This is a genomic window from Paraburkholderia sediminicola (genome assembly GCF_046026895.1).
GTDB lineage: Bacteria > Pseudomonadota > Gammaproteobacteria > Burkholderiales > Burkholderiaceae > Paraburkholderia > Paraburkholderia sediminicola_C.
In genome coordinates, this window is the sequence record NZ_JAQQEU010000001.1 from 35,404 (window position 1) to 49,088 (window position 13,685).

12 protein-coding genes and 1 tRNA gene are annotated in these 13,685 nt (G+C 58.6%); 4 read left to right on the forward strand and 9 right to left on the reverse strand.

Annotated elements, in window-relative coordinates; genetic code table 11:
* Positions 1-44: 44 nt before the first annotated feature.
* The 3 genes from PQR02_RS00165 to PQR02_RS00175 all read left to right on the forward strand — a co-directional run bounded on the left by PQR02_RS00165 (position 45) and on the right by PQR02_RS00175 (position 4,493).
* Positions 45-2,300 (forward strand): argonaute/piwi family protein, encoded by a 2,256-nt coding sequence (locus PQR02_RS00165; protein ID WP_408223676.1) that lies wholly within the window; start codon positions 45-47, stop codon positions 2,298-2,300.
* A complete protein-coding gene (locus PQR02_RS00170) occupies positions 2,297-3,505 on the forward strand; it encodes a PD-(D/E)XK nuclease domain-containing protein (protein WP_408223679.1) in 1,209 nt (402 codons plus the stop codon). Before PQR02_RS00165 ends, PQR02_RS00170 begins: the two co-directional genes overlap by 4 nt.
* Before the next feature lie 238 nt (positions 3,506-3,743).
* A complete protein-coding gene (locus PQR02_RS00175) occupies positions 3,744-4,493 on the forward strand; it encodes a hypothetical protein (RefSeq protein WP_408223682.1) in 750 nt (249 codons plus the stop codon).
* A 91-nt stretch (positions 4,494-4,584) separates the two neighbouring features.
* Here PQR02_RS00175 and PQR02_RS00180 read toward each other — a convergent pair whose 3' ends face one another.
* The 4 genes from PQR02_RS00180 to PQR02_RS00195 form a co-directional block, all read right to left on the reverse strand.
* Entirely contained in the window at positions 4,585-5,793 is a 1,209-nt protein-coding gene (locus tag PQR02_RS00180) for a YagK/YfjJ domain-containing protein (protein ID WP_408223685.1), read from the reverse strand.
* A gap of 1,311 nt (positions 5,794-7,104) precedes the next feature.
* Complete coding sequence (locus PQR02_RS00185) at positions 7,105-8,553, reverse strand: YfjI family protein (RefSeq protein WP_408223688.1); 1,449 nt, start codon at positions 8,551-8,553, stop codon at positions 7,105-7,107.
* 247 nt (positions 8,554-8,800) lie between these two features.
* The gene (locus PQR02_RS00190) at positions 8,801-9,154 is read right to left on the reverse strand and encodes a hypothetical protein (RefSeq protein ID WP_408223691.1); all 354 of its coding nucleotides are present in this window, start codon (positions 9,152-9,154) and stop codon (positions 8,801-8,803) included.
* 70 nt (positions 9,155-9,224) lie between these two features.
* Positions 9,225-9,509, reverse strand: a complete 285-nt coding sequence (locus PQR02_RS00195; protein WP_408223694.1) for a helix-turn-helix transcriptional regulator — start codon at positions 9,507-9,509, stop codon at positions 9,225-9,227.
* A 108-nt stretch (positions 9,510-9,617) separates the two neighbouring features.
* Between PQR02_RS00195 and PQR02_RS00200 the strand changes: the two genes are divergently transcribed.
* On the forward strand, positions 9,618-10,667 hold the full coding sequence (locus PQR02_RS00200) for a hypothetical protein (protein WP_408223697.1): 1,050 nt from the start codon (positions 9,618-9,620) through the stop codon (positions 10,665-10,667).
* A 225-nt stretch (positions 10,668-10,892) separates the two neighbouring features.
* On the opposite strand, the gene PQR02_RS00205 is transcribed toward PQR02_RS00200, so the two are convergent.
* From PQR02_RS00205 to PQR02_RS00225, 5 genes are all read right to left on the reverse strand, one after another.
* Positions 10,893-10,968 (reverse strand) — tRNA-Ala (locus PQR02_RS00205).
* Between the two features lie 64 nt (positions 10,969-11,032).
* Positions 11,033-11,383: a c-type cytochrome gene (locus tag PQR02_RS00210; RefSeq protein ID WP_408223700.1), complete on the reverse strand. Its 351-nt coding sequence runs from the start codon at positions 11,381-11,383 to the stop codon at positions 11,033-11,035.
* Complete coding sequence (locus PQR02_RS00215) at positions 11,380-12,171, reverse strand: BON domain-containing protein (RefSeq protein WP_408223703.1); 792 nt, start codon at positions 12,169-12,171, stop codon at positions 11,380-11,382. Before PQR02_RS00215 ends, PQR02_RS00210 begins: the two co-directional genes overlap by 4 nt.
* 26 nt (positions 12,172-12,197) lie before the next feature.
* Positions 12,198-12,785, reverse strand: a complete 588-nt coding sequence (locus PQR02_RS00220; protein ID WP_408223706.1) for a phosphoheptose isomerase — start codon at positions 12,783-12,785, stop codon at positions 12,198-12,200.
* Between the two features lie 217 nt (positions 12,786-13,002).
* Positions 13,003-13,446: a YraN family protein gene (locus tag PQR02_RS00225; RefSeq protein WP_408223709.1), complete on the reverse strand. Its 444-nt coding sequence runs from the start codon at positions 13,444-13,446 to the stop codon at positions 13,003-13,005.
* Positions 13,447-13,685 lie beyond the last annotated feature (239 nt).

The following is a 13,685-nucleotide window of genomic DNA, read 5'->3' on the forward strand; positions in this document are numbered from 1 at the left end:
AGATAAGCCATAGTGAGTAGTGGAAATCTTCCCGGGGTGCTCGGATGCTGCTTAACCATTTGCCTATCAGCTTCTCCAGTCAGACCTTCTCCGGCTACCTGATAGCTTATACGGACGCTGATCAGCTACGCGCCTTACGACAGGAACTTCGATCTACCCATTTCTGCCTGCGCGTTGGCGAGCAGATCGCCCAGTTCCCCTATCCCGCTGTCGGAGACAGCAAGGGAACGCCGCACACCTTCGACATCACAGAAGACCACGCGATCGCCAACGCTCTCGCGCGGAATGCACTGCTTCGATCATTTTTCCACCACAACCGCCAGATCTCCGGCGTAAGACCTGTCCGGTTTGTAAACACTACCAAGAACCTGCTGTCTGGGCCGGAATCGGACATATTCTGCGTTCTGCCCGAGTACAGCTTCGACGTACGGCCACTTGCGCCGCAAGACGGTGGGCTAATCAATGGCGTCATCATCAACTTCGGCGCGCGACTGCTTGTTCGCCCTACAGCGGCAGCACTGCAGCAACGCGGTGCCTCACTGGCCGGGCTGTACCTCCTAGCAGGCAACGAAACGGACGATCCATACATTTTGCCCATGTTCGACCGCAAGCTGGCGGGTCGGGTGGTGCGCGTCGAACATGGCTTTGCGTTTCTGGACGACTGCAGGGTCGATCGAATCGCGCTGGACGCGGCATGGGTCGAGCCGAGCACGGCGACGTTCGAGCGGCTGGGCGGACAGATCTTGGGGAATCGACACAGGGCATTCCAGCACGAACTGCAGACGTGCATCAGCAAAGTATCCGGTGCCGAGCAGCAACTGGCACGACTTAAGAAGATGTTCGAGTTCAAGGACATTCAGGGCGAGCTTGTTGCGTGTGACGGTCTGGCAATCAGGCTGGACGGTCACCTCACTGAAGTCCGACCGGGCCTGGCCGTGGGCCAGTCCCGGCGTTTCCAGGCTCCACAATGCAGCCTCAGGCCGGGCGGCTCCATCACGGTCCCATGGCCAGTTGACCCACAAATCGAAACGAATGGGCCGTTTGACTGCGACAGCTTTGAACGAAAGCGCGTCACGATCGGGTTTATTTTTCCGGCCGAGCACAGCGGACACGTCGAGCAGTTCGGCGCCACGCTACGCGATGGGATGCCGTCCAACGGAAAGCCACAGCCCTTTTCCCAGGGCCTGTTGCGCAAGTTCCGTCTTCAATCGGTTGACCTTGCCTGGACTCCAGTCAAGTCTGGTGGCAGTAGTCGAGCAAGCGCCTACAAGGAAGCCGCGCTGGAAACTGCTCGCCGGGGCGTGGACGTTGCGATCGTGGTCATCACAGAGAACGACAAGGACCTTCACGGCGCGGACAGTCCGTACTACGTCACGAAGGCCGCGCTCATGTCCCAAGGCATACCGGTCCAGATGGTCCGGATCGAGACGATTCTGCAGCCACCCGGCAGTCTGGCCTACACGCTTACCAACATCGCGGTTGCGCTGTATGCCAAACTTGGTGGCATTCCGTGGACCCTCGCGTTGCAGCAGAAGATGGTCCACGAAGTCATCGTCGGCATTGGTAGCGCGAGAGTGGGATTCGACCGGCTCAGTGAGCGTGAACGTCTGGTCGGGATCACGACGGTATTCAGCGGCGACGGGAACTACCTGCTCGGCAACGCAACCGCAGAAGTCGAAGCTGCACGTTATCAGGAAGCCCTTCTTACTTCCCTTGACGCTAGTCTGGCAGAACTGCGTCGGCGATTTGGCTGGCAGCAGGGTGACCGACTTCGCATCGTGTTTCACCAGTCGTTCAAGCGATACAAGGATTCTGAGGCTGCAGCAGTCGCCGAGCTGGTGAAACGGCTGTCGAATTTTCAGGTTGAGTACGCCTTTGTGCAGGTAAGCGACGAGCACGATTGGAAGCTGTTTGACCCCGCCAGCGAAGGAGTGCCAGCCGGCAGAAAGGTGAAAGGCGTGGCAGTGCCTGATCGCGGACAGATTGTCCCGCTCGGACCGTATGCGGCCTTGGTCACCTTGACCGGTCCGCGTCAGCTCAAATCCGACGCACAAGGTTGCCCCCGCCCGGTTCTTGTGGCTATTCATCGGGACTCGACTTTCCAGAGCCTGGACTACATCGCAAAACAGGTCTTCGACCTCAGCTTCATGTCGTGGCGCACAGTCATGCCATCCTCGCGGCCGGTATCCATTTCGTATCCCAATTTCGTCGTGCAGCTGCTCGGGAACCTGCGGCAGGTACCCAACTGGAATCCGGACATTCTCACTACACGGTTGCGCGAGAGCAGGTGGTTTCTATGACCGGCACATGGATCGGTACGGCGCTAGAGCAACTTCGATCGAACGTAACCGGTGCGAACCGCAAAGGCAACGTCGGCGGGTTGCTTGCGAGACACCTTCTCGCAGGCGACTCGCGGTTTAACGTCGAATGGGACGTAAACTGCGACGAAGCGTGGATGCGTGACGTCTACGATGCATCGAATCTTGCATGCGTAGCCGCTCTCGCCTACACGATCCACGCAACAGGAGACGGAACATATCTGGCGGATCTGGAGAACGGTCTCACGCGAGCGACAACCCGCGATCCCGAGGCTGCGGGACATGGAACGGCACTGCATGACATCGGCGTGCTAATTGGTCTCTGTATTGGCGCGCAACTATTGAGGAACCGGTCGGAGAGGTATGCCGTCTGGTGCCTTTCAGTAGCGCGACAACTCGCTCAGACGCCGCGCGGACATACGGACACATTGACCTGCTACGCATGCCGCCTCTGTACCAACGATCCTCTCGCGCCAACGCTGGGTATGCAGTCACCGGTCGAATCCAGAGCGGCCTTCGACTGGTGGTTTCGTCAGCCCGACGAAATGAGCAAGGCGCCCAATGAACAATTGGCGAAAGTGCGTGATTCCGTCGTTCAGGACGCCCTGTCGTCGTCCCTTGATGGCTATTCTGCCCATCAAAGCGCCCTGATATGGAGTTGTGTCCGCAATGCCGTCTCAGACACTACGTCAGATGCACTCCGCTCGCCAGCGGCCGTCGTTCACGCACTGCGCAATTTCGAGACGGCCATGAAGAGGTGGCGGTGGGACCCTGACAAGCTTCAGAACCCAGTCCGGTGGCCAATCAGAAGCGAGCGCGAGGTGCAGGACATCCTGTGGCTCATCCTGCGACCGATCTTCGACGACCTCGAAGACGAAGATACTTTGCCGAAATTCGGACACTCCACCTACCGTGCCGACTTCGGAATACCCAGCCTGGGCCTGCTCATCGAAGTAAAGTACGCGAGGTCCGCTGGTGACTTTAAGGCCATAGAGAAGGAGGTGCTGGAAGATCTGGTGCCCTACCTACGATCACCCGAGCGCTACCGCGAAGTCGTCGTCTTTATCTACGATGAGTCAAGCAGCGTGCAGCATCACGACACAACGATTCGTGCGCTTCGCTCTGTGACCGGTATCTCTGATGTACTGGTGGCATGCCGACCGTCGCAGTTGCCACAGCACTCATGAAGCTGATGCGCTTTGCGTCCGATCAGCTAGGTGAACGGCGGGTTCATTGGCGACGCCTCACCGATTGCCAGCACTCACGTCATACGAGAGGGATCGCGCCGCCTTCGCAAATGCATCGCCACAGCATGCCGATGACCAAGCCGCCGGTTGAGGGCGTGAGCGCGTACTGCTTGGGCTCGCCGCCGCTCGGCCACAGCTGGTTTCCGACAACGCTCACCTCATCACGGAACAACGTAACGTGAAGTATTTTGAACACGAGAAGTGGCACTACGAGGTATTACAGGCGCAGATCACCCTCCGAATGCTTCGGTACTATGCCACCGACCAGACAGCGCTCAGACATCATTTTGAGCGCGATTGGAACATCACTGGGATGGAGTCAGACGGTCGACTCGTCCAGGAACGCCCTAGCGAAAGCCGCCATGGAGAAAAGTTCTTCGCCAGTTTCGCGAGCGACGTCGACACTGCGATCGCTAACCTAACACGTCAGTCGATCGTACTTATCGCCTCGATAATCGAGGCGGCTTTTGCAGATGCCTTTCGAGTCGTGTTCCACCATCGCCACGCTGTCATGAAGGCGCTAGACGGCTTCTCTGCAACAGCAAACCTCGACGATCTGTTTAATGCCGCAAACGTCGACGCTGTACGACGGCTAGTGATCGAGAGAGCTGTTTCGTGGGCAATAACCGGCAAATTCGATTCCGTCGTTGGCCGACTCAACAGCACCACTGGCCAAAGCGTCAACAGTAAGATCTTTGCCAACTTCAAAGACGTCCTCGAACAGCGGAACCGAATTATCCACGAGCACAAAAAACCGGAGCTAACCGTGGAGCAGATCGACTCGATGTTCGAGGCCGGAATGGCGATGCTCGAGGAACTCGGGCGCGTCCTATACAAGGCACGAATACCTGTGTTCGATCCCATGCACCTTTTTTCGCCGCCTCCACCCGAAGTTCCTGATGCCCCACGGGACGAGTTTGTCAGCTAATGGCGACAACGACAGGACCTTATGGTGTGCGGTCCGTAACAGGCATCGGTCTTCGGTGCCTGTCCAAGTTACAGCGAGGTCGCTAAACCCGCTATCGCTCGATTAAGTCGCCCGGCGCCGCATCGATTGCCGTTTCGGCTGCACCCGTTTCTTCAAACGGCTCGCCATCGACCCACGTTCCTGTCGCATTGTCCCCATCAGGAGCAACACGAGGACGCCCAGCTTTGACTTTCTTCGGCTCCTGTCCCATGTCGAACGTGCGGATGCGCTCGACGCTCCAGCTCATCAGGTACTGCTCAGCCTTCGCGAGATACACGAGATTCTTGCGCAGCGCTTCACGCTTCTTCGTATCGTTCCAGTCGATCTGACCTACACCAACACCGTGGCCTCGATTCTCGTAACTCTTCTTCAGCCAGCCCTGGTTGCTGTTCCAGCAGTCACCCTTGCCTTCCGTCACCACATCGACCCAGTATTCACCAATCTGCTTCGCGATGAACTCGTCGTGGTTATGATCGCCCGAATAGAACAGGATGACGTGCAGGTGAAGACCCGTGTCTTCACCCTGCTCGATTGCCCAGACATAGTTTCTAATGCCTGACATGAGCTTGTTGAAACGACGCGCCGCGAAGAAGCGTTCGCGATGCTGCTGGATGATTTCCGGCGTGATCCATCGTCGATATGTCGGCTTGTAGCGCAACGTCAGCGACAACACCAGCCATCGTGACCTACCCGTGTCAGCCGAGAACATCGCTTCTTCCATTGCATGTACGTTCTCCACATTACGCTTTGCATTGAGCAGGCGAAGACGTTCACGTTCCCTGAACTCCCGTGACTGACAACGCACGCTGATTTCCTCGATCAGCATGTTAAACGCGTCCATATACCGTGCTCCATCCGCACGAGCAACCTCACCTGGCTCCTTGAAACTGAAATTGTACTGGCCAATCAAGCCCATCGTCTTGCACACGTCGTAGAAGAGATCGACTCGTGCCGAGTAGCGATACAGGCTCGAATACCGCTCGATCCAGTCGTTTAACGATCGATAGTAATTCTTGCCGAGGTACAACTCACGGATCGTCGTATTCCTGTTGTAACGAGACGTTTCTTCAACGAACCCACCTTTCCATCCTCTCTGGATGGCTTTCACGAACTTCTCGATATCGAAAAGGTGTCTTGAGGCATAGCCCTTGTGGATGATCGTTTTTCTCTTACCATCGACATCGGTTTCTTCGAGGTTCAAGCGCTCGTCAAGACGAGCGATGACCTCCAGGTCTTCCTGGTCTTCAATGATTTCGTACATGGTTGTGTAATGATGTGTCCTTCACCCTGATGGTGAAGGTGGTTGACGTTCGGTCTCTCGTTCTTCGTATTGCTGAACTGCCTGCCAGTGGTTCAGCTAGCGATGCCGCTGAGACCATCCTTTTGTCGTTGATTGATCGATGTGAATGTCATCGAAGATGGAAGGTATCCTCTATGTGACATAACCAATGAGAAGGTGCACTGTTCCTATCTATCTTGCACTGGGGCTTGAACCACGTATGCATATCCGTAGGGCTTTGTGTTTGATGGTTACTATTTCATGCTAGATTATTTGCATTTCAAGTTAGATTATTCGCATTCCAAATGAAGCGAAAGTTGCACGCATTCGAGGAACACGAGAATCACGGCGATTCAATCAGCGACACCCACGAGAAGCGTGGTTTTCTATGACGCTCCTCATATACATACATACGCACGCAATAAAAAATCGTGAACCGCGGCATCACCTCGTGTGACGGACAGATGCGCCCGGACGAGACGGCATATAGGCTGCAGGCTACCGCCTGCAGCCAGTGACACGACTTTGCCTGCTTACGGAGAGTCGAGGCATGGACTACGCGGACCGCGAATGCAACCGGGTTCAGCACATGTCGACATGTGTTCACGCAAAGGCAGGGCGGTTTGCGGTAGTGTCACAACGTGTCAATCACGATGACACGGCGGCGGCGTGCATTCGTGCGATTGTTTGGAAACGCTACTCTCCGGACACGACAGGTCGCATGGCAAGTGCAGCTCGCCGGGTGACATCCGATGGCATGAGGATCATCGCGCGGTTCATCGTGCGGTTCGATGCGCATCAGCGTCGCCAGCGGGGGCTCCTTGGCCGTTGAATGATTTCGGTGACTCTTGCTAGAATATGGCTCCGGCCCGCGTGGCGAGAGATACGCTAGGCTTTCAGGTCCATATGCCCGATACCGCGTCGCCTTTGACGTGCGATTTACGCGACTAATCGCATGAATCGCATCCGCACTAGTGCTCCTTCAGGATTTTTTCTGGCACGACGGGTCACTGCCGGCGCCTTCGACGGGCGCATCAGTGTCGCTTCCCGGAAGCGAAGCCCCGTTCGCCACGAACGTACTTTGCTCGGTGATTCGTCGGCGCTCGCTACGAAAGCCGCGCCACAAGGAAATCAGGCTCACAACGCTCTTCGAGCTAATGACGTTGTCTGAACGTATCTTGCCCTGAGCTGAGACTGACTCGCTCGCGCATGATCCGACTGTGTCTCGCCGCGGCTTGACCCCGCAACAAAGAGAGGGGCACCTGGCCCCTTCGATTGACACTGCTCGATCACCTAGTATGCTACCGCGCCACCCAACGAGCCGAAGTATGCTCCGTTGAGGTTGATGTATCGCTCCCGTTTCCGGCCAACACCAATCGACACGCGCCCCATTGCGATCAGGCAGTTCAACGCAGCATCCAGTCGTGACGCGGGACGAACCGGACCGTTCCTCAACACCAAGTTCTTCTGCGCGAAGGTGAAGTTGCGGCACCAGTAGTTCACGAACAGGTAGTGCTCGAGCACCTGAGCGTCAGCGTGCTCCTGCGGAATCGTCGTAGGCGAGAAGATGCGTTTGAACTCGTGCAAATGCCACTCTACGATCGCGATCGCACGGTTCAATGTATCGACCGAAATCTTCCCTTCCTGCTTCGAGAACACATGCAGCAGCGCTGCAACGCGCGCCGCGATCTCCAGCGCCTTCGATGCGAAATCCTTAATGTCGTGCATGTACCCCCACGGCTGCAGCATCGTCTCGGTGTGGTTGGCAAGCTCAATCCAGCGCGGATGCACGTCGTCCGAGAATTCCAGCGTCGTACGCTCAGCCACGCCTGCATCAACGCGTCGACCGAACTCGTCGAGCAGTTCGCGCATGCGCTCGTGAAATTTGGGCAGATGGTGCCAATCCTTGTTGAGATGATAGGTATAGCGCGTACCCTGCGTCGATGCTGGGCAACCAATGAGATAACGCGCCCAGTGGCCCGAGCCGCGCATGACATCGCCTCGTCGGTCAAGCAGCTCCTTGAGCACCTGACGCTGCACCATGTACGACACTGTCACGCGCGGATTGCGCACGACGACGCTCACACCGTCGCTGCGATCCAGCGTCAACATCGACGCGCCATCCCACGCCTTGTTCAGCGTGCCCGTCTGATTGAGTGCTCCGCCCTTGATGATGATCTCACCTTCGTCACTAATGAACGCGATCGACTCGCCATCGCCTTCGAGCGCATCCATGATCGCGCGTTCAGTCGCGTTCTGGCGCATGATACGCCGCGCCCTCGGCTTGATCGGTCTGTTGGCTGCGTGATCCGACAACTGTCGGCACAGTTCCTCGATCGGCTGCCCCTCCTGCGTCAGCTTCGTGAGCTGACGGCGCAGACCAGCATCGATCGACTTCCAGATGCGGTTCTGCAGCTCGTACTCCTCGATTTCGGTTTCGTACTTTTTCACACGGCCCACGTCGAAGGCATAGATCGGCTCTGCCACCAGATTGTGAACGCCCGTCTTGCGTTCGCCCGACTCCGCCACGACGAGCGAATTCAACGAAAGCGGGCGAACTTGACCGGTCGGCAAACGCACATCGTAAAAACCTTGCGCCGACACGGACATGACCGTCATGAACTCCATGCCGATCAGCGCGTCCGGGGCTTGAGTGTTTCTCCAGACCTCTTCCGCTGCATCCTTGATGACAAGATGAAACGCACCGAACGGGTACGGGGGCGGCAAAACGTCGAAGCTCATGCGACCTCCTGCGTGATCGTGAGGGGTTTGTACCTGCCGACGCTCGACATGCAGCTGCACATACGTGCGCCGCAGTTAGTGAGCAGGCCCCGCGAAGCATCGGCTCTGTACGGCAGTGCTTGGTTTTTCCTGATTTTCATTTGTATTCCTTATCTTACTAGTTTGACATCCACCAACTTTTCATTGACTGCGACTGCAACACTGTTGATCCGGTGAGATCCGGCCTTGATCAGTCGCGACTGATCGCTTAAACGATCGCGAGTGCCGGCGAACCGGTGCCGCCGTCGCCTTCACGCGGCAGATTCGACCCGCAATGCACGCAATGCACGCGTTCACCGTTTTCGTTGCGCTGCTTGCGCTCGGCCTCCAGCAGTGAGCGAAAGCCGCCCATAGAGAGATGCAGTCCCATTTTTTCCAGCTCGGCTATGATCGTCTTCTGGGGCACCTGGCGTGCCAGTGCGCGCTCGATTGCCGGGTACAGCTTCTGGAACAGCAGGTTTTTTTGCTGCTGCTTGCCCGGCTGCAATGCGTCGAGCTGTTCACTGAAGTGGTGCGCGTCAGCGGGTGCGCTGCTGCATTTGTTGTCGTCGGAGTTGTCCATTGTTAGCTCTGTATTGACTGGGTGGTGACTTGACGCCGCGATGCGGGTTTGAGAGTCCGAATTCCGGCGCCTAGCGGTTGATCAATTGCTCGAGGGCGTCGGCCGGCCAGAGCAGGCGGCGGTTGGGCAGCTTGATGGGGCGCAGATCGAAGTAGCTACCCGTTTGGGAGTAGCGCTTGCGGATCGACTGGGCGCTCAAACCCAGTTCGGCGGCGAGCTCGTCCGTCGTGAGGAGGCGGTTGTTGCCGGGACGCACGGCGCTGGCGCCGAGGTTGGCCGGACGCTGGGGCGACAGTTCCCGGAATGTGCCGCGATCGTTGGCCGGTGCCGGCGGATGCAGGCTGAAGTGGTGCATGGCAATGCTCCTTAGGTCGTTGAGGAAAGTGGCTCCATCCTAAGGAATTGACCGGCGCGGGTGAATGTACTCTTGGGAGCCCTTTTCCCGTAACTTTTTCGATGACAAATGACTGAGCGAAAACTCGACAATACGCTGTTCGTCCACCTCCGCAGCGTAATCAACCAAGCGCTTCCCCTCGAATACGCCCTTCGCGCGGCAAGGCAGGCGAACCCCATCGAGCTGGAGCAGTTGTCTGCGATCGGCTCGAAAATCCGACAGTATTGGACTGACCTCGGGGCAAGTGCAGCTGAGATAGAGGCGGAAGATCTGATGGCTTTCGCATGGGATACCGTCCAGGTCGGCTTTCCGCTCACGCACCGTCATGGGCGGCGCTATCCGGACCGAACATTTCTAGGCATCATCGATCGCGGCCTAGCTGGTGTCCGCGAAAAATTCGGCAGCGAGGTCGATGCGCTACGCATCCCCGCCACCGGGTACTTCCGTATCGTCGACCTGCTGAACGGCAACGACATCCTCAAGTTGCTCAATGCCGTCGTCCGGTGTCTTCGCGACGCGAAAGCTTACGAGGCGAAGGACGCTATCGAACTGAAAAAGTTTGTGCTGGGGATTCGCGAGCCGGTCCACCTGCATCCGGGCATGGCGTACGTGGCAACGACGCGACCCGACGGAGAACGCGAGGTCGAACAGTTCGGGCTTGTGCTGGATACGAAGATGGAATTGGCCCTGCCTGACCTGATGCGCCAGATGCGGGAATTCCTCTACCAGTTTGCTGTTCGAAGGGAATCCATGCGCCCGGCGTTCGTCGAGGATCGCACCTCGCACGACCTGATTGAAGCGTTCCTGCGAGATGAAATGTTCGGGCACATCGACAAACACACTGTGACGCGCCTCGATGGCTTTGTCGGCCCATTGACGGGTCTGTACTGTTGGGACCTCGTGCAACGGCATCGGCAGGAGAAGAGAAAATCGGCGGTCGACGAGGCGATCGCCGGAACGCTGGCGATCTACCCGAAAGGTGTGCGGGAAGTGGGAGAGGACGTTATCAGAAAGAACTACAACACCGCGAGAGTGACCATCAACAACGTATTGTTTGGTAAGGCAGCTCCGAAGAAAGCGCGCAACACTAGGCGGCGGTCGCCCGGGAAAACCTTGTGAAGACGAGGAAAACAATGACCCGCCCCACCCTTTTTGGCTTCAATCGGTCACCCTATCAACAAGTCCTCGCTGCGACCGTGGAACCTTTGAACAGACCCTGTCCCCGTACAGGTTGCATTGATCTACGTTGATCGAAACGGATCAAATCGGGTTACACAGCGGTTACACGGACCGCATAAACAGAAAAGGGTTACAGGCAAACCGCCTGTAACCCTTTGATATTCCTGGTGGAGAGGAAGGGGATCGAACCCTCGACCTTCGCATTGCGAACGCGACGCTCTCCCAGCTGAGCTACCCCCCCAACGTGCAAACAATTCTAGCACAGGCATTTTCTCTTTTGCCAAGCCCTAGAGGCTGCCAAATCATCACTTCCAAGGCGCCCCCGCAAGCACCCAATCCACCACCGCTCGAACATCCGCATCGCTCATGGACTGATGCGCCGGCATCGGAATCATGCCCCACACACCGGAGCCGCCGTCCTTCACTTTACGCGCCAGTTTCGCCGGCGCCTGTGCATCGCCCTTGTACTTCGTGGCGATCTGTTGAAACGACGGACCCACCAGTTTGCGGTCCACCGCATGACATCCCATACACGCATTCGCATTGGCGACTGTTCGCCCGCGCGGCGCGTCAGCGGCGCACGCAGTCGTTGCTACGACGCTCGCCACCACGCCAATCAGCAGCGTGAAAGTCACGACCGCAACGCCACGCTTCATGGCGTCGCCTTCGGATTACCCGGACGCACCGAGCTCGAATTGCTGACTGGGGCGGGAGACTGCTGCTCGAGCGGCCGCGAGCTCACCGACGAATCCGGAATCGCGCCGACCGTCGGCTCGCCTGCATCCGGCTGCGAAGCCGCGACCGGCGCAGTAGCGGCCGCCGTGGCCGCCGCAGCGGCCTCCTGCGGCTGAATGTACTGAAACACCTTCACGACCTGCACCACACCCGGCACGCGGCTCGCGACATCGGCGCCGCGGTTGCCTTCGTCCATCGTGACGAGCCCCATCAGATACACCGAGCCCCGCTCGGCCACCACCTTGAAGTTGTTTGCCGAAATGTTCTTCTCGGCGATCAGCGCGGTCTTCACACGCGTCTCAAGATAAGTGTCATTGGTACGTGACGAGAACGAGCTGGCCGGCATGATCGCCAGTTCGTTGACGATCGTATTGACGTTGTTCAAGCCACGCACGATGCTCTCGGCGCGCTGCTTCGACACGTCCCCGGCCACCTCGCCGGTCAGCAACACGCGGCGGTTGAACACCGCCACGTTGACGTGCGCGCTGTCCGGCAGATTCTGGCTGATCTGCGAGAGCGCCTTCACCTGCAACTCGCGATCTTCGGTCTGCGCACCAAGCGTGCGCCGGTCGGTCGCCATCAGCGCGCCGCCGCCCGCCGCGCCGGCGACGGCGAGAAAGCAGCCCTGCAACGTCGCCGACAGCCCCGCCGCGAACCCAACCACCAGCACGGTTCTCACCAGTGTCTTCTTGACGCGGAATACGCTCATCAACTAGCTCTCCTTCGGAATCAGTCTCAGTCTTCGCCCAGCAACATGGCATCGATGCCGTCGCATAGACAATGGATGGTCAGCAAGTGCACTTCCTGAATACGCGCGGTGCGCTCCGACGGCACGCACACGTGAATGTCTGTATCGCTCAATACTTCCTGTATGCGTCCGCCGCCCTTGCCGGTCAACGCGACTACGATCATCTCGCGCTCATGCGCGGCTTCAATCGCGGCGAGCACATTCGCGGAATTGCCGGACGTGGTGATCGCGAGCAGCACGTCGCCCGGTTGACCGAGCGCCCATACCTGCTTCGAGTAAATCTGCTCGAACGAGTAATCGTTGGCGATGGCGGTGAGCACGGACGTGTCGGTGCTTAGCGCGATCGCCGGCAAGCCCGGCCGCTCGCGCTCGAAGCGGCCGATCAGTTCGGCGGCGAAATGTTGCGCATCGGCCGCCGAGCCGCCGTTGCCGCAAGCAAGAATGCGATTGCCGTTTGCTAGCGCAGCGAACATCGTGTCGATCGCGGCGGCGATCGGCATCGACAGGGTTTCGAGTGCTTCGAGTTTGACTGCCGCGCTGTCGCGGAAGTGTTGTTGAATGCGTTCGACTGACATCGAGTCTCTATCTTCTACCGCGAATGGACCGCACTGCGCAGCCCTGTTGTGAAGTCATATGGCAAAGTCGCGCCACGCAGGTGAACACTGCCGGCAACCCCGTGCGCAAGCGCAAAACCATCGTGAAATGCGTGGGATCCTGAGTTGTCGGAGTGGCCCGACGGCTCGCACGCGAGCGCAAGTTTATCGTACTCACACCCGTTCTCCGCGCATCGCGTCAGACTTCGTCGGCGCGAAACGCATCGCGCAACCAGACGAGCCGGCCGCCGTCGAACGCAATCACGTCGAAACGGCACGCGGGCTGATCTCCCGAAGCGCCACTGCGAGTTGCCAGATAGTGCCGCGCCGCGCGCACGATGCGCTGCTTCTTTTGCCAACCGATGCTCGCCGCCGCGCCGCCGTAGCGACGCTGCGCGCGCGCACGGACTTCGACGAACACCAGCGGGCCGTCGCGCTCACGCATCACGAGGTCAATCTCCCCGCCCCGGCACGACACGTTGTGCGCAACGAAGTGCAAACGTTGGCGCTGGAGAAACTCGCGCGCACGCAACTCGAAAGCCGCGCCGACGAGTTTGGACCCGGCGGGTCGGGAAAAGTTGTGGGGTGGAGCGGGGCGCGGAATTGGCGTAGTTCTGGGTGTCGTACCCGGCGCTGTCTGCAACGTAGTTCTCGGCGCACCCGTCGACGCTATCCGCCGCGCGGCTACTATCGGCGCTGTCCGCCGCGCAATCCCGTGGGCCGCTCCCGGTGCTGTCCCCAGCGACGTCTGCGGCGAAGTTCCCGGTTCACTCTCTCGCGCCGCCCTCCATTCAGTTGCAGATGACGACGCCCCCTGCACCGTCTCCATCGCACTCCGCGGCGCGGTCTTCTGTGCTGTTCTCGGCGCAGCTGTGAATCGCG